This window comes from Sinomicrobium kalidii (assembly GCF_021183825.1).
Taxonomy (GTDB): domain Bacteria; phylum Bacteroidota; class Bacteroidia; order Flavobacteriales; family Flavobacteriaceae; genus Sinomicrobium; species Sinomicrobium kalidii.
On record NZ_CP089211.1, the window covers coordinates 747,127 to 773,012 of the forward strand.

The 25,886-nt window shown below is 46.0% G+C and carries 12 protein-coding genes; 1 reads left to right on the forward strand and 11 read right to left on the reverse strand.

All coding sequences use genetic code 11. The features are described 5' to 3' along the window. Positions 1-8: 8 nt before the first annotated feature. The 5 genes from LS482_RS02940 to LS482_RS02960 form a co-directional block, all read right to left on the reverse strand. Positions 9-1,943, reverse strand: coding sequence for a glycoside hydrolase family 97 protein (locus LS482_RS02940; RefSeq protein WP_233030260.1), 1,935 nt, complete (start codon positions 1,941-1,943; stop codon positions 9-11). A 48-nt stretch (positions 1,944-1,991) separates the two neighbouring features. Further along, positions 1,992-4,568: a glycoside hydrolase family 2 protein gene (locus LS482_RS02945; protein ID WP_233030261.1), complete on the reverse strand. Its 2,577-nt coding sequence runs from the start codon at positions 4,566-4,568 to the stop codon at positions 1,992-1,994. 100 nt (positions 4,569-4,668) lie between these two features. Continuing rightward, positions 4,669-6,297 (reverse strand): RagB/SusD family nutrient uptake outer membrane protein, encoded by a 1,629-nt coding sequence (locus LS482_RS02950; RefSeq protein WP_233030262.1) that lies wholly within the window; start codon positions 6,295-6,297, stop codon positions 4,669-4,671. Between the two features lie 4 nt (positions 6,298-6,301). Continuing rightward, complete coding sequence (locus LS482_RS02955; RefSeq protein ID WP_233030263.1) at positions 6,302-9,379, reverse strand: SusC/RagA family TonB-linked outer membrane protein; 3,078 nt, start codon at positions 9,377-9,379, stop codon at positions 6,302-6,304. A gap of 33 nt (positions 9,380-9,412) precedes the next feature. Beyond that, on the reverse strand, positions 9,413-10,852 hold the full coding sequence (locus LS482_RS02960; protein ID WP_233030264.1) for a family 16 glycosylhydrolase: 1,440 nt from the start codon (positions 10,850-10,852) through the stop codon (positions 9,413-9,415). 232 nt (positions 10,853-11,084) lie between these two features. Here LS482_RS02960 and LS482_RS02965 point away from each other — a divergent pair, with 232 nt between their 5' ends. Continuing rightward, positions 11,085-12,068, forward strand: coding sequence for a substrate-binding domain-containing protein (locus LS482_RS02965; protein WP_233030265.1), 984 nt, complete (start codon positions 11,085-11,087; stop codon positions 12,066-12,068). A gap of 347 nt (positions 12,069-12,415) precedes the next feature. Here LS482_RS02965 and LS482_RS02970 read toward each other — a convergent pair whose 3' ends face one another. From LS482_RS02970 to LS482_RS02995, 6 genes are all read right to left on the reverse strand, one after another. Next, positions 12,416-13,816: a tetratricopeptide repeat protein gene (locus LS482_RS02970; RefSeq protein WP_233030266.1), complete on the reverse strand. Its 1,401-nt coding sequence runs from the start codon at positions 13,814-13,816 to the stop codon at positions 12,416-12,418. 597 nt (positions 13,817-14,413) lie between these two features. After that, positions 14,414-16,345 carry an OmpA family protein gene (locus tag LS482_RS02975; RefSeq protein ID WP_233030267.1) on the reverse strand — a complete coding sequence of 644 codons (1,932 nt, stop codon included), beginning with the start codon at positions 16,343-16,345 and terminating at the stop codon, positions 14,414-14,416. 24 nt (positions 16,346-16,369) lie between these two features. Then, positions 16,370-17,287 carry a PorP/SprF family type IX secretion system membrane protein gene (locus LS482_RS02980; RefSeq protein ID WP_233030268.1) on the reverse strand — a complete coding sequence of 306 codons (918 nt, stop codon included), beginning with the start codon at positions 17,285-17,287 and terminating at the stop codon, positions 16,370-16,372. A 133-nt stretch (positions 17,288-17,420) separates the two neighbouring features. Continuing rightward, positions 17,421-18,659, reverse strand: a complete 1,239-nt coding sequence (locus tag LS482_RS02985) for a T9SS type B sorting domain-containing protein (RefSeq protein ID WP_233030269.1) — start codon at positions 18,657-18,659, stop codon at positions 17,421-17,423. Then, on the reverse strand, positions 18,659-19,771 hold the full coding sequence (locus tag LS482_RS02990) for a CLIPPER-2 domain-containing protein (protein ID WP_233030270.1): 1,113 nt from the start codon (positions 19,769-19,771) through the stop codon (positions 18,659-18,661). The genes LS482_RS02985 and LS482_RS02990 overlap by 1 nt, the downstream gene beginning before the upstream one ends. A gap of 1 nt (position 19,772) precedes the next feature. Then, positions 19,773-25,601, reverse strand: a complete 5,829-nt coding sequence (locus LS482_RS02995) for a beta strand repeat-containing protein (RefSeq protein ID WP_233030271.1) — start codon at positions 25,599-25,601, stop codon at positions 19,773-19,775. Between the last annotated feature and the right edge of the window lie 285 nt (positions 25,602-25,886).

The following is a 25,886-nucleotide window of genomic DNA, read 5'->3' on the forward strand; positions in this document are numbered from 1 at the left end:
AAGGCTCTTTATTTAACTCTTTTACCAAGACACAAAACCGCTCCTCCGTTCTTTTCGAGCTCCACGGATAATACATCATCCGGTAACTGCACTGTATCTGTTACAAAAGGTGTGATTATTTCGCTGTAATACCTGCTCCTGGCATTGGTTCCTTTTGCTATGGGATTGGGAATACTTTCGGAAGCATCGTGATATAAAATGGCTTCTTTAGCTGCGGAGTTCAACACCGCAAGATCTATTTCACACGTCTTTCTCTCTCCTCCGTTGATTATACCGATGTACCAGTCATCCCCTTTACGCCGGGCCATGATCGCTAATTCGCCGATCCGGCTTCCGGGTAATACCAAGGTCTCATCCCATACCGTAGGCATCTCTTTAATGAGAGGCAAAGCTCCAGCCACGGACGGATGGTGCAACAATATTTCCGGGTTCTCTGCTATGACCTGCAAAGGAGAGGTAAACAAAACCAATGTAGCCAACTGATGGGCCCAGGTGGTTTCGCCCGTGGCTGTAAATGCCAACGGCGTATAATCACCATGCCCGGAAACAAACCTTGTAAAAGGAAGTGCCGCATTATGAGATGCCGTTATCGGTCCTTCGGGATGTGTGTTCAGTTCCAGCCCTCTTATTCCTTCACGGGTAAGTTCATTGGGGTAGCTCCTTATTTCTCCTGTTGCGGCCTGGCACCCGTGAAAATTCACCATCAGTTTCCGTGCTGCGGCATGGCGAAGTACGGCCTCGTCAAAGTCAATCAGCGTTTTGCGCTCTCCATCCATGAAATCAACTTTAATTCCGCTGACACCTGCATTATGAAGGCTGTCCATAAAGGATTGCATCTGTTGATAATCCCCTTCCGGGAAATTGAGTTCTTTGGAGTGTTTCCATACCCATATACCTACATCCTTCTCTTTTCCGTAATCGCATATGGCTTTTAAGGCCTGCCATTTACCGGGCCATTTCTCCCAACCGGCATCAATGAGGTTGTATTCGAAATCCAATGCTTCGGCAGCATCGATCATCTTTTTTTCCTCTTCGGGTGTGCCGGTGAGGTTTGACCACCATCGCCAGACCGATCTTCCCGGCCTGATCCAGCTTCGGTCAGCAAATAATGCGGGATCGGCTTCAGGGTTGAGACTCGTAATGACATTTTGCTGATGGACCAGTTGATTGAGGTCTTCCGCAACTAAAGCTATTCTCCAGGGAGAAATAACATTGCCGCGGACCTCAAACCCGGACTTTCCTTCAAAAAAATCGGCTTTCAGGGTGTTCTCCGGAAGTGCTTCATAACGCAAGCCGCTGTAATTAAACAACCCGGCTTCTGCCAGGATGCCGTACCCTCCGTTCGAATACCCGAAAATCAGTGGTTTTCCCTGTACAGGACCGGTTTCGGAAACCACAGGAAGCTGTTCTATGGTTGTTGACATCCACTCGCCTGCATAAGATTTCAGCTTCCAGTTGTTATTACGTTCAAAGTACCAGACTTTAGTATCAGCCGGTATGGTCCATGAAGATTCTTCACCGGTAACACGATATATTTCTTTCCCCCCGCCTGCTTTATACCTATATGCTGTGCCCTGGTCAAAGACCCTGAATTCAAGTTGTTCTCCCTTACTGAATTCAAGCAGGTATTCATTCCATTTGATTATAGCCGTATCTGTTATTCCCATTACACTGACCACTTCCTGCTTGGGAAACGGCCCTTGCAGGCTGGTCAGGGAAGAAAAAAGGTTTTCCTTTTCCCGGATGTTCAACCCCAGGAATCCTTTTTCCATAAAAACAAAGTCCTGCTTTGCAGCTTTTATGTTGTACCCGGTACTGTCTTTCCGGATGTTCACCCGTACTTCCATATCCGGGCTAACCAATACAATATTCTTTTTGTCACTGTTACATGAAAAAAAGATATATCCCGATAAAGCCAGGCAAACTATAATTCGATTATACATATAAAATAGGTCTGATCAATTCGTTAATATTTTTCTCACCGGGGATTCTTAAAGATCCGGGCTCTCCGTTTTTTTCCAGGGAGACCATTGACTTTTTACTCCTTCTTTTTCTTCCCTGATCCGAACTTCAAAGTCCTCTCCGGGATTCACCCTTATTTTAACAGACCCTTCGAGCGGGGTAACCCGTTCCCGGATGTGTTTTTCTTCTCCCAATGGTCTGTACTGTATCCTGTAACGGCTTTCTCCCGACCGTACGCTGTATCCCACCACTATCCCGTCTTCCAGTTGCATCGCAGCCCTTATCACGGGAGGCAGGGAACCTCCGGAAAATTTTATCTTCTGCACCAGGGGTTTGCTTCGCCCCAGATGATTGACAGCATATATCTTTACTTCTGTTCCCGGCTGAAGGTTTTCTTCCGGAACATCCACCCATTGTTCCCGGGTAGTGATGGTCTCCCCGGATGGAAATTCCAAAAGGATATCCGTACCGGGCAATGCCGTACCGAAATACAGCCTTGCTTCGGTATCTCCCGATATAGTGTGTAACACCTTTGGCTGGTCCGGGACTTTTCTGTATAAAACCCGGTCATAAACAGTATGTCCTGTTCGGCTGACCAGATTCACCTTTGCATATATCCATTCACCCGGGCTTTCTCTGGCATAAGAAAACGCATGTGTTAAGTCAGGATCACCCGGGGTGATGTCCTTTAGTCCCGTCTCCTTTTCGGATAGCATTTTTCCCGTTTTATCGTGTAAGGACAATCGAAGTTTATACCCGCTCAATGTATAGGTAGGCAACTCGTTCTCAGCTCTGGGGCTGATGCGTACCTGAACGGTGTGATTTTTATCGTCCCATTGCACATCTAAGTCCGAAACCGGGGCGAAGGCTTTTCGTATCTGCCGGGCTGCACGTTTGGGTTTACGCCACACATCAACAACTCCCCAGGTACGGTCGCCTCCCAAAGGTGTGCCCTTGAAATCGCTCCGGTAATCATTATACGTCCACAGTGACGCTCCGGCGATATACGGAAGTTTTCCTATCTCGGATAACCCGGCTGTAACGTTTTGATCCAGGCTGTCATCGCGGCTGTACCCTATCTGTTTTTGTCCGAATTCGGTCATAAAGACCGGTTTATCCGGCCAGCGCTGATGAATGGTGCGGGCAGATTTCACAAAATCTCCATAGTTGTTAAAACAGATCAGGTCGGCATGCCGGGCAGGTTCCATGTTAATGTCTATGCCTTCCCGGAAAGCGGTGTGGCTCACATAGGTTACCAGCCTGCCGGTATCCAGTTCCTTTTTCACATACTTTATCATAGACACTATATATTGGTATTGCTCACGACTCATATGAAGTGTTTTCCAGTCTTTGATATCCAGGGACAGTTCGTTCCCAACACTCCATCCTATGACCGACGGATGATTATAGTCGCGTCCTATCATCACTTGCAGCCACTGCCTGGTCACCGGGTTATTTTCGAAGGCCTGCGGGTCATTCCTCCCCCATACGGGTATTTCCTGGATGATAAGCATCCCTATTTCGTCTGCATATGCCAGCAGCTCCGGCGACAGGGGGGCGTGCATCATCCTTGTCATGTTGCATCCCAGACTCTTCATATGGTCCAGGTCTTTCTTTATCAGCCACAAAGGTTCTGTATTGCCCGTAGCCCTGTGATCGTGTACCCGGTTAAACCCGACCAGCCTGACCGGTTCCCCGTTCAGCAGCAGGCGATTTTCCCGGACCTCCACTTTACGAAAACCGAAATGTGTTTTTTTGTGATGTATTATTTTTCCGTTTTCCCGGACCGTCACTTCACAGCCATAAAGACCAGGATGATCGAAATGCCAGAGCTTAACTGTTCCCTGCAACTTGAGGGACAGGTTTTTTATCACGGATGTTTCGCTATTGATCGTAACCTTATAGGTAGTATCCCGGATCACCGAATGGAATTCCTTATCGGCAAAAACTTTAACGGAAACAGTCATATCTTCCTGTTTTCTCCCGTTATTTTCCAGACCGTAATCAATATTTACCATGCCTTTCCCGGTTTGCAGGTCCACTTCCGGTGTCACCTTCAACTGGTTGATCCTTACCGAAGTATTCCGGACCAGGGTCACATCCCTGCTGATCCCGCCCCAGGCCCACCAGGCTCCCCTGGCATAGGAGTTATCGGCCATCACCACTATGGTATTGGTTTCCCCCGCAGAAAGCAGGTCCTCCACCCTGAATTCGAAGGGAGTGTACCCGCCTTTATGGCTCCCCACATAATGCCCGTTGACATAGACATAGGCTTTTTCGTAAACTGCGCCGAAACGGATACGAATAAAACCGTTTTTCCATTCCGGGGGAATACGGATCTCTTTTTTATAGACTCCCATACCTTTGTACAGGGCATACCCGGATTCCGTATCCCAGTTGCCGGGTATCCATAAAGAATCTTTTTCCTTCCATACGGAACGGGGGTGTACCAGGGGTATGGCTTCTTCCATACGGTGTACGGTTTTAAACGCCCAGTAACCATTCAGGGAAAGGCGCTCTTCTCCATTCGTTGCCTTTAATCCTGCCGGATATATAAACAGGACCGCTATCCATATAACAATACTGAATTTAAATGCATCAGCCATTACAAACCTGCTTTTCCCAGACGCCCCCATAAGGAATGCCCTTCTTTTTTAACAAATGTATTTCCGTATGTAATCATTTCTGCGGTTAAAAACCCGTTTCTCATGGTGTAAGTGCTTTATTGGCGTCCAGTTCTGCCTTGGGAACGGGCCACTGGTATCCTTTGGACGGGTCGTAAGAACGCGAGAATACCGAATAGACTTCGTATGAAATATTATTGGCTTTCGGGGAAAGTTTGTCAGGCCTGAAACCACGCAGATCGGCATTGTAGACTTCTTCCCCTATATCCCAGCGCATTACATCAAATATCCGCAGCCCTTCAAAGGCAAACTCCACTCTTCTTTCGTGACGGATGACCGCCATCAGTTCTTCCGGCGAAAGTCCGGTACCTTCCACATCTTCAACCTTGGGCATCATCACGCTTTCCCTTTGACGGACCTGGTTGATCAGGGCATACACCTCAACTTCATTATAGCTTCCCTGCTCCACCAGGGCTTCTGCTTCCATGAGCAATATATCGGCATAGCGGATAATGACGGGATTAACTCCGGAGGCGTTCTGAACACCGTTATCGGAATAATCCACGTATTTCCTTACCCTGAAACCGGTAAAATTAGCATTTTGCTGTTGTATGGGATAATACACTACGGGTTCTCCCGTCTGCGGGTTATAATCTCTTATGGAATAAGGCACTACAAGCGAATAATGCAGGCGGGGGTCACGATCCTGGAAACGATTGTCATATCCTCCTTCTTTTATATATTCGGAAGGTGCTGCCAGTCCGCTTGATCTCACCGTAGGATCATATAATGTATTATCCGGATCGTTGATAGACAAACCGTTCGTGGAATAAAACTGTTCATACAGGTCATGTCCCACCATATAGCCGCTCCAGGAACGGAAACGGGTATACCACTGGTTAGACAACCCGAAATCCCTTGAGTCTTTTTCGAACTGCATATCAAATATGACTTCCTTATTAGCAGCCTCTCCTTCGGGCAGGAACAACAGCTTGTATTCCGGCATAATCTGGTATACGCCCAACTCCCTTACTTTCTTACAATAATCTGCGGCTTCCGCATAACGCTGGTTAAACAGCAATGCCCGGGCCTTTATGGCCAAAGCCGCTCCCCTGGTCGCCCTCCCCCTGTTATCATCCGAATAGGTAACAGGCAGCAATCCGGCTGCTGTTTCCAGGTCGTTCAATACCATTTCTAAAATTTCCGGTTTGGGAGTCAGCGGTTTATTGCTTCCTTCCAGTCCCTCGGGCTTCGTACGCAGGGGAACATCGCCAAAAAAGAACGACAGATCAAAATAAGCCAGGGCGCGCAGAAACAGGGCTTCCCCCTTGTATTGGTCATAGCTGCTCTGTGGCATCTCCACATCATCTATATAATGTAATACGGTATTAGCCCTCAGGATCACCTTATAATCTCTCGACCACTTATTGCCTATCTGGGGGGTTTCATTGTTATAGTTTCTCGTCCACAATAACTGATAATCCACAAAATAACCGTCGTCTACGATAAAATCGGTAAACAGGGGTTCGTAAATATCGGAAATATAGGCCTTATAAATACCATTTACGGCTTCCCTGATGTCCTTCTCATTATTAAAATTGTCCGGCGACAGAAAGTCTATGGGGTTGCGATCCAAATATTCGTCGTCGCAGGAAAAGGTTAAAAATAAAAGGCCTGTAAAAACGAACCATATGATGTTTTTCTTTTCCATGAGTTTAAAAATTTAAGTTTAGCCCTATAGTGTAACTCGAAACCTGCGGGTGAAACGCCGCGGTAACATTATTATAACTGCGTTCGGGATCAAATCCGTCAACAAAAGGCGTCAGGAGCAACAGGTTTTCCGCATTGAAAAATATCCTGCAGCGATCTACCTTATACAACTGAATAAATTTATCGGGAAGGTCATAACTGAACTGTACGCTTTTGAGACGAAAATAGGATGCGTCGTAAATGTTATAACTGGTAACCAGGGCATCGCGGGTCTTATCCACGTATAATCGCTGGTATTTATTTGAAGGGTTTTCATAGGTCCAGTGATGATTTGCTATTTCCTTGCTCAACGGGCCCTGCGTATTAAAGAACGGAGCTATTACATTACCATTCATATATGCATCTGCCCCGACAACCCCCTGGCTGATAATATTCAGACCGAACCGTTTATAGGAAAGGTCTATCCCGAACCCATACTGATATTTGGGGAGCGGGTTACCGATCAGAGTCCGGTCATCCGGGGTAATGGCCTGATCACCGTTGGTATCGGCAAGTTTTATATCTCCCGGAGCCGGATTATCCATTAGTCCGGATTGGTCGGCGTAACCATCTTTTAATATATACTCACGCTCGTCATGCGGAATAGCCGGGTCACTATCGCTTTGCCATATGAAATCGGAAACCTGGTATATTCCTTCTGTTTTATAACCGTAAAACGATGAGAAAGGGTGTCCCACTACACTCCGGGTATTGGCCGTATGGTCTACAAAAGGCAATCCGCCCAGGTCGGTGAGTTTGTTATTGAGGTAGGTAAAGTTAGCAGAAACAGCATAATTAAAACCATCTGCAAGATAGGGAGACTTGTAATTTACACTTACTTCCACTCCTTTATTGATCATGGTGCCAATGTTCTGGTATGGGAGTGTACTTACACCCAATGAAGGCGGTACTGTGACCCTTGCCAGAATATCATAGGTCTTTTTCCGGAACACATCAGCTTCCAGGCTCAGCCTGTTCCAGAGGGAGAGATCGAACCCGATATTGACCTGCTCGGTGGTTTCCCAACGCACCGACCTGTTGGCCAGCAGGTTTGTTCCCCTGCCGGGAACAATGGTGTTTCCGAAGGCATAGTACTCCTGTCCGCTCATTTCATCTGCAAAGGCATACGGGGTCCAGATATTCTGGTTCCCCAGGCGGCCCCATGATCCGCGTAGCTTCAGGCTCATAAAATCAAGTTTTTCCATGAATTTCTCTTCACTTACACGCCAGGCCAGTGAGAGCGATGGAAAATTTCCCCATTTATTACCTTCGGCAAAACGAGAAGAACCATCCCTCCGGAAATTAAATTCCAGCAGGTACTTGCCATCGAAAGCGTAGTTAAACCTTCCGAAATAGGAAGCCGTGGCAAATTCATTAGCCACACTGTTTAAGTAAAACGTATTGGGGTCACCGAAATTAAAGATCGGGGCATTGCTGGACAATTCGCGTACGGAGCCGTCGTCTCTTTTGTAGATGGTTTCCAGTTTTTCATGGGCCGCAAAGAACTGCATGTCGTGTTTCCCGATGGACAAGGCATACTCCAAAGACAACAACAGGGTATTCCGGTCTCTTTGCAACGACTGTTTTTCCAGTGATGATAATCGTTTGTTGGTACTGCTCTCCAGGAAATCACCGGCCGTGTAGAACTCCGGGGAATAATTTTCGTAATGGCTTATCAGCTTGTTATTGGCCATCAGTACTTTTCCCTTCAGGTTTTTAACAGGGGTAATTTCTACGGAAGCTCTTGTATTGAGTTGATTCCCCAATGTTTTTGTTCCCCCGCCAAGTTCTTTCCCGGCCAGGTACCGGGCGGGGTAACCGTATAAATTCGCTTCTCCTGTCTCCGGATCATTGGAGCGGACAAAAGTGGTCGGTATCATTCCGGCGATCTGTGCCATCACCGTATTGGTCCTGTCGGTCAATTCATCTACACGATCCCGGTAACCGTTTGCCCCTATGGATACGGTTACCTTATTATTAAAAAAGTTTCCCCAAAGATTACTGTTAAAGGACAAACGGTTTGCCCCGGTTCCGATCAGTACTCCTTCCTGATCTTTATAGGATATGGAGTTTGAGATCCCATAGTTTTTTCCCCTGGCACGTAAAGCAACATAATGATCCTGCATAGTTCCTTGTTGGAAATACACATCGTACCAATCGGTATTAGGATATTGGGGATCTGTCTGGCTCCGGTATTTTTCAATACTTTCTTCTGTAAAAGCGGCAGGTTGGCCTACATTCTGCCGGGCCTCGTTCATTAATGTAGCATAGGTCCACGAATCGACGATCCCGGGCAGACGTGTAGCCTGACTAACGGAAAACGTTCCCTTATATTCCACCTTCAATTCACCGCTTCCGCCATTTCCTTTTTTTGTCTCGATCAATATGACGCCGGCAGACGCCCTTGAACCGTAAATTGCGGCAGATGCGGCATCCTTTAATATGGAAACAGAAGCTATATCATTAGGACTTACATCATTCAGGCTTCCCTGTACACCATCTATAATAACCAGTGGCTGGTTGTTATTGTCTATCGATGACACTCCCCGTATACGTATCTCGGCCATATCATCACCCGGTCGTCCCGAATTCTGTACAACTCCCATACCGGCAACTTTTCCCTGTAACAACTGGTCTACCGAACTCAATGCCCTGCCTTCTACCTCGTCTACCGATACTGACGTTACCGCTCCCGTAAGGTTGGCCTTTTTCTGTGTACCGTACCCTATGACCACCACTTCATCGAGAGCGGCCACATCCTCTTCGAGTTGTATGTTGATTTCGGTACGACTATCGACATTGACTTTCTGTTTACTGTAACCGACATAGCTGAACACCAATACGGCATCGGGAGCGGCAGTAATGGAGTACGCTCCATCCATATTTGCCACTGTCCCGGTGGCGGTTCCCTCTACTACTATATTGGCAAAAGGTATAGGTTCACCATCTGCCGTAGTAATTGTACCGGAAACCGTAAGTTCCTGGCCCCATGCACAATTAATACACAGACAGGCCAATAGTACCAATAATAGATTTTCTCTCATCTTATGGTTTTTTAATTTATAGCGATTGATTAATTACGGATCTACATGTGACGTGTTTGCAAACCCGCCGATTCTTTCCGGTTCGAAAGAGGTATCCGTAGTCAGCAAGATTCTGTCGCATCTTGCAAAATATTGTGAACTGTCATAAATCTCCAGGACATTCACCCCCGCATCCAGAGTAAATTCTCCTCCCGATTGCCATTCATACCCCACTTCTCCGTGTGTGCCAAATTCAACAGGGGATACTTCTCCGTTTACGATCATTTTAAATTTTCGTGCTCCCTGTTGTGTATCAAAGTCCCTGGACCTTACCCATAACCTGTACACACCGGGTTCGTCAACCACAACTCCCGTAGTGGCTTTGAGATCAGTAGAATCCCGTGTAGCGTCAAAACCTGTAAATCCTTTCAATACCACGGTGCGATCTATATCTTTTTCCACCTTCCAGTTATTGATATCCGCAAAGTCCTCGGCTTCCATCCACAGGTCTGTCCCATTTGACTGCTGGGGCCCCCGAAGTGAATCCAGATACTGAAGGAACTCAACTTTTCTAACATGATATTGAGACGGGCTTATCTCATAAGCCCGAATGTAATCTACATACATGGCTCCGTCTCCTGTGGCATTTGTTTCAGAAGCTATGGAAGTAATCCACAAGTAGACATCGTGCTGGGGTGCATCACGGATATCTATGGTCTTTAATAATTCCCCGTCAAAAAAGTAGTTAATATAATCCGGGCTATACTCAAAACCATAGGTATGAAAATCCTGTGACAAATCGGAGGTAGCCTCATATGTGCCTTCGCCAATCGACCCCATATAGACCGAAGACCCTCTGAGCGTTGACCAGTCTATGGCCCCGTAGCGAAACTTAGTATTGGGAAAATCGCCATAGTGTTCAAAACAGTCTATTTCTATACGTGCACCCGTACTGTCGGCATATATCGGATCGGGATCATCAAACCCGCTTTTTCCGATGGCCCAGAAAGATTGGTGCCAGCCATACCCGTCATCCAGCTTTGCACTGATCTCATAATAGCCGTAACTACTCGGTTGTTTGGTGATAATTCCTCCTCCGGTGAAAGGTTTGCCCTGGTAATTTTCTTCCTCAAGGAGAATTTTCAGAGTATCGTCATTAACCACCACATTATCCGGCCGCTGACAACTCTGAAATTTGCAGTCCGTACGGTACTTCCATCTTGTACTGTCGAGAGTTTTACCGCAAAAATTATCTTCCCATACCAACGTGTAGCCGGGTAGCGTTGCAGTGTAAGTCATCGCATCTTCCCCTGTAATCACATCGGATGTCTCAAACGACTGTTTCTCACAACCTGCCAGTAAAATGACAGCTATCATTAAAAAGTAAACCGATGCTTTTTCCCCGGAGCAGAAAACCCGTTTCAACAACAGTTTTAGTCTGATTGACCTGTACGGATCAATACATCCGTACCAAAGATTTGTAATTGTTTCCATAATTTTAGTCTGGTTTGGTGTGGTCTATTTTAATGGCAATGATAGCGGAATAAAATCAAAATACCAAATTATTTATGTAAAAAATTATCATATCTTCAATTATCCTGGTTTGGTCTGCTCTTTTTCTTGTTTTAGACACACAAAAAGGGTAAATTTGTCATTTATTAATAAACACTATAATAACATATAGTTGGAAAAGGCTCCTGAATCTACACCGAACAATACCGGTAACATGCACCGCTTAAAGTACCTGCAGCTGGTTGATTATATCATGTCGCTGGTAGAAGAGGAAAAATTAAGCATCAATGACCGGCTTCCTTCTCTTGCCCAACTCACCAGCCGGCTCAAAATAAGTAAGGAAACTGCTTTAAAAGGTTTGAATTACCTCTCGGAGAAGGGAATTATAGAATCGGAATACCGCAAAGGCTACTATTTAAAGCGTATCAAACAGCATTTGCCCTACCGGGTGTGCCTTATCCTGGATAAGATGAATATCCTCCGCGACCAGGTTTATCAATCTTTTCTGGAAACCATAAAAGATCACGCCGATGTGGATGTATTCTTTCACCATCATAATTTTAAGGTATTTGAAAAACTGGTCGAAGAAAACCTGAACAACTATACGCATTTTGTCATAGTAACATATTTTAAGGAAGACCCGGCAACAGTACTAAGCAAAATACCTCCGCATAAACGGGTGATTATAGATCACCGGGAAAACGCGCTGGAAGATGAACATACCTGTATCTACCAGGATCACAAATCGGACATCCGGGATTCCCTGACCACATTATTACCGCAACTGGAAAAATATAGGCGACTGGTGCTGGTGGCTCCGCCGGAAGCTTTTCATGCCAGCGACCTTATAGAAGGTTTCGAATCCTTTGCCGCGCAGTACAACAAAGAGTACCGGATCATTCACGGCATAAATGAAAAAACAACCCAAAAAGGCGATGCCTACATCACTTTCAACCGTTATGACAAGGATGATGTGGATATTATAAAGATTACCCGGAAAAAGAACTGGAAACTCGGCAAAGACATCGGCCTGATCTCCTATAATGATACTGCTGTCAAAGAGGTCCTGGAAAATGGGATCACAGTAATCAGTTCTGATTTCCGGAAAATGGGAGAAGAGGCGGCCAAAGCAATATTAAACCGTACAACCGTAACGCTTCGCGACCCGGCTAAAGTTATTATTCGCAACTCATTGTAATGTATCTAAAAATATTTCCGTTCCATTAAACAGTAGTTCTAATTAGGATGTAGCATCCAGTTTCAGCTTTTTCAGACTTACATCTTTTGCACTCCGCAACGATTTTAATATCCTTTTTACACAGTTTTTGAGATGCTACCTCTTTAAACAGCGCTAAAAGGCCCTTACGACTTATTTTGAAAGTTTAAGGAATATCCCTTGGTTTTTAACATAGAAATAACCTGGATTATAATTTTTTCGCACTACTAAAGTACTGCAATAAAATTGCAGGGTTTGACACCCTAAACTGAGACCAATAAAAAACGAGCTGTATTAACACCCCATCTCTCGTTTTGTCAATTTCTCATTCACAACCCCCTTATCCATATATAAATATATTCATCAGCTAAAATACCGAGTTTTTTTCTAAGCCGGTATTTTTTTACCTGTATCGTTTTTGGCTGTACAAAGGTATAACGTGCAATCTCCTTGGCGGAGAAATTGAGCCAGATCATGGCACAAAAGGTAAGTTCCGTATTCCTCAACCTGGGATTTATTTCCAGGAGTTTGGCACATACTTCGGGATATACCTCCTGAAAACGTGTCAGGAAACCCGGATCATTTTCTTTGGCCAATGTCACTACCTCCTCAAAAGCCCTGTTCAGCTTTTGTTCGAGTTCTTTCTTTTCCATCTCCTTTTGTCGAATGATCGTGTCCCTTTCAACCAGTTTCCGTAATCCTTTTTTCCTGTTTTTCCTGTGATATTTAATGATAGCGAAAAATACCACGATACCCAGAACAACAATTCCTCCTGTGATCCATTCCGATCGTCTTTTAAAAGCCTGGTGCTCTTTCTCCTGCTCCTCAAGAAACTCGACGATCATAACATTGAGAGTTTTCTTTTTTTTACGGTTTATACTATCACTAAGTCTGCTGTATTTTAAAAGATATTTATGGGCCTTTTCCCCTTTATTTAACAAGTGATATGCTTCAGACATCAATCTATATCCTCGTTTAATCTCTTTTACCCTTTTTATTTTCCGCGATATGGCAATAGCTTTCCGGTAATAGTCTAATGCGCCTTCATGGTCTCCGTTGGCCTTACTCAACCTTCCTGAATTTAACAGAAAAACAGATTTGTCGTACATAGAAGTCTGATTTTCATGTAGTAAGTCCGAGGCTTTCTCCAGGTAGTATGCCGCAGAATCCTTGCTACCGTATGCCAGATGATAAAAGGTCAAAACACTATATCCGAAGGTAGAAGGAGAAATCCGGGTAGCCTTATGTTGAAGGGACAAGCCAGACGTTTTATCAACAACCACTGCTTTATTGCGGTACAACAAAGCCAATAGTTCTTTATTCTCATCTTTGACATTCTCCAGAAGGCGGATTCCCCTGTCAAAATATTCAATGGCCTTTTCCTTGCCTTCCAACATCAAGTATATTCTCCCGTATTCCCCAAGAATTCGTGCCTTAAGTTCAGTAGTATTCGAGGTATATTTCATTTTTTCGGCCAGTTTCAAATACCTCAGGCTTTCATCATTCTTACCCAGGAAATTCAAGGACTTTCCAATATTCCAATACCCCCAGGCTATTCCCTTTTCATATCCGAGCTGTTTGGAGGCTTTGATCAGTTCCATATTTAAAAATATAATCTCCTCGTATTTGCCGGTCCTTCCGAGTGAAGTTGTCTTGTTTTCCTGTATACTGTCTATTTCCTTTCTTGTGTACTCGTGTATGTTTTCCTGAAACGGAAAAAGAAAACTCAATACTAAAAATTTAAAAACCATTTAAACTAAAGATCAGGTTGAAAAACATGTTTTTTCAATAAACCTATTGACTTGTATCCGATTAAAATAATGTTTTTTACCTCACATCCATAATTCTGTTTGGCAAAACAAGTCGGTTGTGAATTACTGATTGGATTATTGGTTTAATTAACGAAATAATTCATTATCAGCAAATATAATAAGACCTTTAATATTCATTGATAAATGAAAAGAGGCGAGATCATCCATATAGACACATTCCACTGAAAATAAACCTTAAAAAAGGGGGCCGTCTCAAAAGGCAGCCCCCTTTTTTATACTGCATATCGCAGAAACCAAACTACCCCGGAAAATGAAATATGAATTGCAGTAACATTCTTCCCTAAAACATCAGGCGAACCACATCAATCTTGTCACCCGAGATAAATGAAAAGTTATAGCCGAGCACTTTTTGAGAAATTCCTCGTCGCTAAAGGAGGTTACCTATTGATATTGGTATCGGAGCGGAATTACCATGAGTTTTTTACTGCTATGAGTATCCTTTTCCATACTCATGTATTCCCAATTTAATATCGAATTATCCATACCGGCTTTCATTTACATTTTTAAAATTATAAACTCACTTCTCCGGTTGAGTTGATGCGCTTCTTCCGAACATTTTACACCATCGGAACAATCATTGACGAGTTGACTTTCGCCATAACCTTTCCCGGAGATCCTTCCGGGAGCTATCCCTCCGACATTTATAATGTAATCCATAGTAGCCCTGGCCCTGTTTTCGGATAACTGCATATTGTATTGGTCACTTCCCCGGCTATCGGTATGCGAACGCACATCTATGGCAATACCCGGGTATTGCTGCATGACTTCGATGACCTTACCGAGTTCTATTTTCGATATTTCCCTTATGCTGTGTTTGTCAAAGTCGAAATAGATGGGTTTGAGCCCCAGTTTTGTCGTGAGGTCATCTCCGGTGGTTACTTTAATGTCTTCCCGGTTCAGTTCGATCAGCAATTCCCTTTTTTCTTTATGGTCCAGCCGGGCAACAAATTCCTCGTGCACCTGGTATTCCTCTTTTTCCGACCGGAGCACATAATTTTCATACGGCACCACTTCGGTACAGAAATTACCGGAAGCATCGGTGCGGAAGTTCTTCAGTTCCTTTTTGTTCTCATCGTAGAGGGTGAGTTGCGTTCCGGCCAGCGGTTCTTTAGTGATACTGTCCCTCACATGCCCGCATAATTCCGCAACCAGGGATACGGGGCGGTTTTCGGTGAATGCATATATATTGTCAAAAGCGGTTTTCTCTCCCCGGTTTGAGGAGAAAAACCCCTTTTTCCCGGCTTCGTCAATCACATAACCGAAATCGTCAGCTGGAGAGTTTACCGGTTTGCCCAGGTTGATGACCCTGTCGTTTCCGAAAGCGTCCTTATGCACAGCAAACACATCCAGCCCACCAAGGCCGGGATGCCCGTCGGAAGCAAAATACAGGATACCGGAATCACTTACAAAAGGAAAGGTTTCCCGGCCCCTGGTATTGATCTTATCGCCCAGGTTAAGCACCGGACCAAAACTCCCGTCCGGGCGTATTTCGGCGGCGAAGAGGTCTGATTTTCCCCGGGTCCCGTTCCGATCCGAAACAAAATACAGCATTTTTTCATCCGGGTCTAAAGCGGGATGTGCCGTAGAAAACTCGTCGTCGTTAATAGGAAGTTCCTCGATATCCTCCCATTTTCCCTCGTTATTGGTGGCCTTGTATATTTTCAGGTGATTTGTACCGTTTTCCGACTTCCCGTACTTGCCCCGCAGAAAATTATTCCGGGTAAAATACATAGTCTTTCCATCATGGGTAACGATCGGGGTACTCTGATGAAATTTCCTGTTGACCTCACCTTTGAGTTTCACCGGGTTTTCCAGTTTTCCATCTTCATTGATATCCGCTTCGTAGAGTTTTAAAAAAGGCTGTTTGTTCCATACATGAGTACGCTGTACAAATATCCCCGTATCTCTTGCGGAAGCAAAAATAAGTTTGTCTTTTCCCCGGTAGGCCGATCCGAAATCGGCATATTCCGTATTGATCCCCGCATCGGCAATAGCATAGCGGCCGGAAAAGTGTTCTATATCCGCAAGCTGGCCTGTCAATGATACCTCAGGCCTTCCGGGTTGCCCAATGAGGGTGTAAAACTCTGTAAGGGCCTGCTCTGCTTTCTCATATTCCCCTTCGGCTTTCAGGCACTGGGCATAGCGGTAATAATAGACCGGCCTTACCTTTGTATCGTAGGACAGCATTTTTTCGTAACGGAGAAGGGCTTCGGAATACCTGGCATTAAAATAGCAGGCATCGGCAAGCCGGGCGAACAGGTCTTGTGATTCATAGCCCTTTTCCACCAGCCTTTCGTACAATTCACTGGCTTTGATATAGGCGAATTTACCGTAGTTTTTATCAGCTCTTTCTTTTCTGGCTTCCTGGGCAAACGCCATCTGGGCTGCAATTATAAACAATATCGTTATGCGTATATATTTCCTCATAGTGTGCTCTTTTATAGGTCTTGATCAGAAAAACCTGGGGGTGCGGAGTCGTTTTCCGGCAGATGAAATGAATTCGAACCTGAGAAATATCTCATAGGTCCCTGAATTGTAATTTCCGAGCCTGGTCGTGTCCCAGTCGTAAGCATAGCCTACCTGCAGTCCTTCGGTTATCTGAAATCCTGCAAGTGCACTGACGGCCGCATCCCAGTGGTAGGCCGCTCCGAGGGTAAAGTTTTCATGGAACAGGAAATTGGCCGTAACATCTACGGCAAGGGGGGCTCCGCTTACGGCTTTTACCATCCCTGCCGGTTTGAATTTCAGGTTGGGGTTCAGATCAAAAACATACCCGCCTATGAGATAGAAGTGCATCTTCTCCCGGGCAACAGATTGCTGGATATCATCATAAAAATGGGTTTCGAGAAGTGCCGGAACGGACAGGCCTACATACCAGTTATCGGCATGCAGATATGCTCCTGCCCCTATATTGGGTGAGAATTTGCTCAATCTCCCGGAAAGTTCGGGGTCGCCCGGATGTTCTACGTTCAGTTTATCATAATCCACTTCCAGGAAACTACCTCCTGCCATAAGTCCTAGATTCAGTTTGGTTCGAGGTGAAAGCTGGAGAAGATAGGAAAAACTGGCGCTCACGTAAGTATCCTGTGCCGGGCCAATACGATCGTTTATTATGGAAAGTCCAAGACCATGCCCTCTGTAACTTACTGGTGAATGTACGGAGAACTGTGCTGTTTTAGGGGCGCCGTCCAGCCCCACCCATTGCGAACGGTATAACCCGAACAGGCTGGTAACGCCACGGGTTCCGGCATATCCGGGGTTAACACTTACCGTGTTGTACATATATTGTGTGTATTGCGGCTCTTGTTGCCCATGAACTGCGGCAACACCCAATAACAACAGTAATAATAGTAAAGTATTTTTTTTCATAGGCTTCTGTTTTTCCGTATTTGACCGCCGGGACAAGCCGGTTTGCTTTCCGTTTTCCGGTTATGTTTTTCAGGTGATCCGACGGGACAACGAACATCCCCGTTAATTGTCTTTAAATTGAGATGCCCCTGAATCAGTTGATATATAAATATCCCGATCTGTCTTCCCTGTTCCCGTTTTCATTGATGTACTTCAATATGTAGAAGTATGTTCCCGTAGGCAGTCGTTTTCCTTCGTTTACGGTAGCCCTCCCTTCGGAATATCCCCGGAACCAGTTACCGTTTACGCCATACCCTTCCGTACCGAACACTTTTACGCCCCAACGGTTATATACCTCCAGGGTGTTGTCGGGATATTTTTCTATGCCCTTGATATAAAAAAAGTCATTCATCCCGTCGCCATTTGGGGAAACTCCGTTGTAGATCACCACGCCATCCTCTTCCGGGGCTTCTTCCCGGATTATTCCGAAGGTGAATACCCCGTAGCCCGATACCGGACTGGTAACCACCTTATCTCCCAGGTCGGTAGTACCGCCTTCATCTATCCATTGCCCGTTGTCTTCGTCCCACCTTACGATATGCAACAGATTGTTTTGGGCAGCATCTATGAACATTTCGGGGGTTGTGACATCGCGCCAGGAAAGACTGATAAAGACGTCTTCAGATTCAGTCGTCTTTTCCACCGTCCAGTATTCGGCATCGTCGATATGCTCTATGATATCTTGCCTGGAGGTATGAGAATAGCGATCGTTGGAATTTTGGAAGTAATACTTCCCTTCAAAAACTGCGGAAGCGCTTTCGGGCGGGGACATTTCGGCAAAACGGTAATAGCCGCCGTCGCCGATGGGATAGACAAACCTGGTATCACCGGTTTTGACGACCGGACCGTCTACGTGACTGAAATCAGAGGTATTGACATGGACCGCATTGGAGGTAAACGTAAAACTTCCGCCGTGGTTGTCGTTATCTACAATACCTTCGCGAAAATCCACTTCCCCGCTTGCACTGATGGCACCGGACAGATGAAAAGGAGCTTCGGCACTGGTATTCTCAAAATACAGGTTGTAAAAATAGCTTTCCGCACTACCGCTGATCTGTTGTGGTTGCGTACCGATAAAACGGGTAAGGCCGGTTTCCAGGTAAAAATCAACAACTCCTTCATTATTAAAGCCGGCATAAATAAAAGCTTCTCCGTCGTTATAGAACTCACCGGAAGTGGTATTCTCCAGGTCACCCAAAGTGGAAAATTGTGTGTCGGAGCTTACATAGAGTATTCCCTGGTTAGTGGTCTGGGCATAGTTCCATCCTAAAGAAAAGCATAGCGACACTGCCCAAAGTACTTTTATCTGTATATGTTTTTTTATGTTATTCATTAGTTTCTTGCTTTAGAAGGAAGCATAGGGTTGGTGATCAACTGCCCGTTCCCGCGTCCGTTCAGCGACACATAAGTATGCTCCGGTCGTGCAGGATCCCACCCCTGGTCGCCATTCCGGTATGGTGTGGGATCCGTAGATTCTTTCGATGGCAATTGCTGACCCGATTCACGATCACCGGTCATCATTGCACGGTTGTATACGCCTTTGTTCCAGAGTATATCTTCCTGTGTGACCTGATAATCCACTGTAAAAGTCCAGGTTTCACCAATATCCAAAATGCCGTTGGTGTTGGTATCTCCCGTTAGCATACCTCCCAGCATGTTTACACCGGCACTTAATTCAATTGGATCATCACTTAACAGGGGATCTGTAATCTGTACATTATAGACTGCTTCGTGGTTACCCTTATGTTCTACACTAAAGGTATAGCGTATGTTTTCACCAACCTGCGCATATCCGTCGCTGTCGGCATCTATAAACTCACCGTCTTTAGTGATGTCATACATATCTTCACAAGGCATCTCACTTAAACCATATCCCGTACCCCGCATTTCTGTTGCTCCCACTACGTTCTGCCGTGCTATGACGGTGTTGGAACCTATCGTATTCCAGGTAATGGTATTCAGCGTGTTTCCGTTAATAAGTTCCAGTGGGAACAACGGTCCTCCGGACACTTTACTACCAAACAAGGACACATCCCCGTTTGGGCCGATTTCCACCCGTATCAGCGGGTTCTCTGCATCTCCCTCCATCTGCCAGATATCCTGAGTATTTGTTTCATATTCATCGCCATCAGCAAAACGAACATTTATCCCCGAGGTACCATTGGATTGAAATTCGATCTCCTGTGTCGCAAGGTCCACGCCGTTGATCTCCATATTAAACGAGTTGTCCAGCACGAAAATATCCAATGTAAAACCAGCGTTGGTTGCCGGCTGTGTAAAGTTTTCTTCAACAGGGTTGGTAGGGCAATCACTACAACTCCAACCAAAGTCTCCACCGTCTACCCCCACGCGCTGATAACAAGGGGCGTTTTGAGCAAAACCTGATGCTATCGTACCCAGGCTTATAAGAAGAATAATGAGTGTGTATTTTTTCTTATCTCTCATACTATTTAACTACAAATACAATATTCATAAAAGAAGCAGGAGTGGCATCTCCTATAACATCATAGGTTAATATGCCATTGGCATCCACGCTTACATTGGCAAACACTGTGGTATCGTAATAAGTAATATGATACTCCAGTTCCGTAGCCGGTAAGGTTGGGATTGCTCCCGCTGCCCCGGCACTGCTTACCATAGGGGTACCAAACTGATCGGCATATTCCTGGTATAAATCTCGGGTAAGCCCGGTTCCTGTAACCGAAGTATCAAAAACAATACTCGGCATATAAAAGAATTTGGGCATGGCAGCTTTTATTTCTTCAATAGTACCGTCAACAGCAGTATGTGTATAGGTACCGTCACCGTTGTCTACCAGTTCGTCAGAGTTGCCTTCCAATACATTGACAATCTCGTTGTAAATGTCACCCTGGTTGGCAATATTGTCTGCCACATCGCCTATTACATCTACCGTTACAGGGGTGCCGTCCCCATTGTTAAAGGTGTACGTACCATCCTGGTTATCCGTGATCTCTGATTTATCTACGGACCCAAGTTCTGTGCCATCGTCCGCCACTAAAGTGACCGTACCGTCACCGTTATCAACCAGACCTACTCCTCCTCCGCTACCGATATTGTTGACGATCTCATCGATAGCGTCCTGTACACTATCGGATGTAAGACCGCTGTCTGTGTTGTCATATCCGCTGGTATCGGCATTGGTGTCGATGGTGACATCCGTACCGTCATTGTTGGTGAAGGTATAGGTGCCGTCGGTATTATCCGTGATGTCCGATTTGTTTACGCTCACTTCCGTGCCGTCGGGCCTGACTAAAGTCACCATACCGTCGCCGTTGTCCACAAGGTCAACACTGGCATTGCTGTCTTCAAGATTCTGAAGGATCTCGTCTATGGCCCCCTGAACATTGTCCGAAGCCAAGCCGCTATCCGTGTTGTCATAGGGGTTGCTGCCCGCACTGGTATCGATCGTAACCGTATCTCCATTGGTATTGGTCAGCGTGTAGCTCCCATCTGCATTGTCTGCCATTGTCACGGTGTTCGCATCAAAGGTCACTACCGTTCCGTCTGCCGCCGCGTGGGTGAACGTCCCATCGCCGTTGTCTACCAAAGCGTCCGATCCGGCATCAATGATGCTGATGATCTCATTGTATACATCCCCTTGGTTCTGAATGTCCGTGGTTATATCCCCGACCACATCCAATGTCATGCTCTCGCCGTTGGCATTGGTGAAGGTATAGCTGCCGTCGCCATTAGCTACATAACCGGTAGTGTTGGCATCAAAATCAGTTATATTCCCTTCTTCGTCCGTATAGGTGAATGTCCCGTCGCCATTATCGGTAAGAGGCGATACGATTCCGGCCATGTTTGTAAGTTCATCTATGGCGTCTTGGACATTGTCTGAAGCAAGACCACTGCCGGTATTGTCGTAAACACTGGTATCTGCGTTGGTGTCGATAGTCACATCCGTACCGTCGTTGTTCGTAAAGGTATAAATACCGCCTCCATTGTCGGTTACATCCGATTTGTTTACGGTTCCCAGGTCCGTACCGTCGTCGGCAAGTAAGGTCACCGTACCATCATTGTTGTCCTGAAGTGCTACACCGGCTCCCGAGTTAATACTGTTCACAACCTCATCAATGGCGCCCTGTACATTGTCCGAGGCCAATCCGCTGCCTGTATTGTCATAACCGCTCGCACCTGCATTGGTGTCGATCGTGGTTATCGTATCCCCATTGCCGTCCGTAAAGGTATATACCCCGTCAACTACGGTTACACCGGTCGTATTGGCATTGATTGTGATTTCCGTACCGTCTACAGCCGTATGCGTATAGGTGCCGTCAAGATTATCGATCAATACATCGGTAGTCCCGTCAAGCTGGGTCTTGATCTCTTCCAGAGCTCCCTGTACATTATCAGAGGTAAATCCGTTGCTGCTGTTGTCAAAGGCAAGGGCACCGGCATTGGTGTCGATCGTTACAGGGGTGCCATTACCGCTGTCAAGCGTATAGGTGCCGTCGTTGTTGTCTGTTACCGCTGTTTTATCTACCGTGCCCCGAACTGTACCGTCGTCGGCCACCAGTGATACCGTGCCGTCTCCGTTGTCTGCAAGGGCTACTCCGGCTCCGCTGTCGATATTGTTCACAACCTCATCAATGGCGCCCTGTACATTGTCCGAGGCCAATCCGCTGCCTGTATTGTCATAACCGCTCACACCTGCATTGGTGTCGATCGTGGTTATCGTATCCCCATTGCCATCCGTAAAGGTATATACCCCGTCAACTACGGTTACACCGGTCGTATTGGCATTGATTGTGATTTCCGTACCGTCTACAGCCGTATGCGTATAGGTGCCGTCAAGATTATCGATCAATACATCGGTAGTCCCGTCAAGCTGGGTCTTGATCTCTTCCAGAGCTCCCTGTACATTATCAGAGGTAAATCCGTTGCTGCTGTTATCAAAGGCAAGGGCACCGGCATTGGTGTCGATCGTTACAGGGGTGCCATTACCGCTGTCAAGCGTATAGGTGCCGTCGTTGTTGTCTGTTACCGCTGTTTTATCTACCGTGCCCCGAACTGTACCGTCGTCGGCCACCAGTGATACCGTGCCGTCTCCGTTGTCTGCAAGGGCTACTCCGGCTCCGCTGTCGATATTGTTCACGATCTCGTCTATGGCACCCTGTACATTGTCCGAAGCCAATCCACTGGCTGTATTGTCATAAGGATTACTTCCGGCCTCAGTATGGATATCCCACGGCATTCCGGCCTCGTTGGTATACGTATAGATACCGGTAGTGTTTTCTTCAATCGTGGTCACGGTTTCGTTGTCTTGCACAAAAGCCGCATTGTCCACCCATATTACATCACCGGCCGCATTGGTAATCATGACCTGGTCTGCAGTACCGCCCTCCATTTTGTCCGGGCTTACGGCTCCGTCGGCTATATCGGCTGTCTGTACTTCGCCGTCCAGAATCTTATCTGAAGTAACGGCATCTGCGCCTATCTTTTCACTGGTGACCGCCCCGTCTATGATATTTTCTGTCTGTACGGCATTGTCTGCCAACTTATCGTTGGTAATCCCGTCGGGAGAAACGCTGACATCAGCGTCGACCAAAGTAGCCCCCGTACCGTCAACTACGGTGACAGAACCGTCTCCGGCAGTGAGGTCTTTACCATCTACATTGTCAGAAGAAAGATTACCATAAACCACACCACCACTTCCATCAGCTATGGGTACCTGTCCCGAAGGAACTCCGTCAGTTCCCAGTTTTTCAGGGCTTACAGCTTTATTCTGAATTTTATCTGTGGAAACAGCATCCGCTCCCAAGTCCGATTCCTTTACTTCTCCATTCTGAATTTTTGAAGAAGTTATAGTCCCGTCCTGTATCTTACTTTCCGAAACAGCATCATTTGCCAGCTTTGCATTATCAATTCCTCCATCAGCCACCTCGATACCGGCATCACCCAAAAGTTTATCTACACCATCTGTATTTCCGGTAAATTCCAGTCCCCCGTTTACTGTAAGATCTCCCTTGTTGTTTTCTATGGTCTGAGCCAGTTCGTCCATGGCTCCCTGGGTATTATCCGAGGTAAGTCCTGATGTACTGTTATCATAAGCTATGGCACCCGCATTGGTATCGATCGTGGTTATCGTATCCCCATTGCCGTCCGTAAAGGTATATACACCGTCAACTACGGTTACGCCGATCGTATTGGCATCGATCGTGATTTCCGTACCGTCTACAGCCGTATGCGTATAGGTGCCGTCAAGATTATCGATCAATACATCGGTGGTTCCGTCAAGCTGGGTCTTGATCTCTTCCAGAGCTCCCTGTACATTATCAGAGGTAAACCCGTTGCTACTGTTGTCAAAGGCAAGGGCACCGGCATTGGTGTCGATCGTTACAGGGGTGCCATTACCACTGTCAAGCGTATAGGTGCCGTCGTTGTTGTCCGTTACCGCTGTTTTATTTACTGTGCCCAGAACTGTGCCGTCGTCGGCCACCAGCGATACCGTGCCGTCTCCGTTATCCTCAAGGGCTACCCCGGCACCGCTGTCGATATTTCTCACGATCTCGTCTATGGCGCCCTGGACATTGTCTGAAGCCAATCCACTGCTTGTATTGTCATAACCACTCGCACCTGCATCGGTGTCGATCGTCGTTATCGTATCGCCATTGCCGTCCGTAAAGGTATATACACCGTCAACTACGGTTACGCCGGTCGTATTGGCATCGATCGTGATTTCCGTACCGTCTACAGCAGTGTGCGTGTAGGTGCCGTCACCATTGTCCGCCAAGACATCACTTGTATTATCAAGGTTGTTCTGGATCTCATCCAAGGCATCCTGTACGTTCGTCGCGGCAAGACCTGAAGTTGTATTGTCATAGCTATTAGTGCCGGCATTGGTGTCCACCGTTACGATTGTTCCATCGGCATTAGTCAATGTATAAGTACCATCGTCATTGTCTGCCAACGTGGTCGTGTTCGCATCAAAAGTCACTACCGTGCCGTCTGCTGCGGTGTGTGTAAAGGTGCCGTTGCCATTGTCGACCAAAGCGTCGGATTCAGTATCAATGATACTGATGATCTCGTTATAAACATCGCCCTGATTCTGAATGTCCGTCACCACATCTCCGATCACATCAACCGTCATCGCTGTGCTGTCGGCATTGGTGATGGTATAGGTGCCGTCGCCGTTGTCCGTCACCGTGATCGTGTTCGCATCGAAGGTCACTACGGTACCATCGGCTGCGGTGTGGGTGAACGTACCGTCACCATTATCCACCAGGGCATCACTGTTGGCTGTGATCGTGTTCAGGATCTCATTATAGATATCACCCTGGTTCCGGATGTTCTCTACAACATCTCCTGCCACATCAACCGTCATACTGTCACCGTTGGCGTTGGTAAAGGTATAACTGCCATCACCGTTAGCTACGTAACTGGTGGTATTGGCGTCGAAATCGGTTGTATTACCTTCTTCATCCGTATAGGTAATGGTCCCGTTGCCGTTATCCACAAGGCTTGTTAAGGTTTCGTAACTATCGACGATAGCAGAGAGGTCTATGACCGTTTCAACTCCTTCTTCGTCCGTATAGGTTACCGTACCATTACCGTTGTCTGTCAATATGGTCAGGGTTTCATTGGCCCGTACGATATCCCCGAAATTAATAAGCTGAACATTTCCATTCTCATCTATATAGGTAAATTCGTATCCATCGTAATTGACGTTGCCCCCGTACTCTTGTATAAGCCGAAATATCTCATTAAAGACATCTCCGCCGGCGGCAATATCATTCAGAATATCTGCCGGGATATCAATTGTAGTGGTTACACCTTCCTCATCGGTATAGGTATAGGTCCCGTTACCATTATTGACAAGTGTTGAAACCGTCTCGTAGGCCTGTACGATCTCTTCAAAACCGATAACCTGCATATCGCCGTTTTCGTCGATATAATTGATCTCACTCGTAACAGGGTTAAAGACCATAACCTTATCCGGGATGTTCCCATCGACAACATCCCCGGAACTAACAATCCGTCGCCAACGATTGTCATACCAGTAGTAATATCCGGGAGTTATATCTCCCTGCGTAGCAGTATTGAACACCAGCAAACTGTTTACATTACCACTGGCAATGGTCTGATTGTCCGTACTACTGCTCAAAGCTACCCGGGGAATAAGAATCCCCTTATCCCCGGCTACAACATCAAGCTGTGCAGAATTGTCAGGCATAGGGGTTCCTATCCCTACCTGAGCATATAATCCATAAACACAAAAACTAAAAAACAGGAGTAAAAATCTTTTTTTCATAGGCCTTTTTGTTGTTAATACATAATGCCCCTGTAAAGGGCAAAATATTTCAAAAAAATTATTAAAGTATTTACGTCTTCAATAGTTAAGTACATAACCTACCGTACCGAAAATCTGTGTTTTTACTTCATTCGACAGCTGTAGTTTTTACCCGATTGATAAATATCTTTATGTTACGGGAAATAAGGGACGGACGATATCGGCAATATTTTTTGAACTTGTGTGTTTTCGCTTGCACAAAAAAGTATTCGGCAATTTCCTATTCGGATATACTATGATATATTC

Coding starts and splice junctions, on each gene's coding strand:
- LS482_RS02955 (WP_233030263.1), bottom strand. CDS start 9,379: ATGAGAGAAAATCTATTATTGGTACTATTGGCCTGTCTGTGTATTAAT.
- LS482_RS02965 (WP_233030265.1), top strand. CDS start 11,085: ATGCACCGCTTAAAGTACCTGCAGCTGGTTGATTATATCATGTCGCTG.
- LS482_RS02985 (WP_233030269.1), bottom strand. CDS start 18,659: ATGAATAACATAAAAAAACATATACAGATAAAAGTACTTTGGGCAGTG.
- LS482_RS02950 (WP_233030262.1), bottom strand. CDS start 6,297: ATGGAAAAGAAAAACATCATATGGTTCGTTTTTACAGGCCTTTTATTT.
- LS482_RS02995 (WP_233030271.1), bottom strand. CDS start 25,601: ATGAAAAAAAGATTTTTACTCCTGTTTTTTAGTTTTTGTGTTTATGGA.
- LS482_RS02945 (WP_233030261.1), bottom strand. CDS start 4,568: ATGGCTGATGCATTTAAATTCAGTATTGTTATATGGATAGCGGTCCTG.
- LS482_RS02960 (WP_233030264.1), bottom strand. CDS start 10,852: ATGGAAACAATTACAAATCTTTGGTACGGATGTATTGATCCGTACAGG.
- LS482_RS02990 (WP_233030270.1), bottom strand. CDS start 19,771: ATGAGAGATAAGAAAAAATACACACTCATTATTCTTCTTATAAGCCTG.
- LS482_RS02940 (WP_233030260.1), bottom strand. CDS start 1,943: ATGTATAATCGAATTATAGTTTGCCTGGCTTTATCGGGATATATCTTT.
- LS482_RS02975 (WP_233030267.1), bottom strand. CDS start 16,345: ATGAGGAAATATATACGCATAACGATATTGTTTATAATTGCAGCCCAG.
- LS482_RS02980 (WP_233030268.1), bottom strand. CDS start 17,287: ATGAAAAAAAATACTTTACTATTATTACTGTTGTTATTGGGTGTTGCC.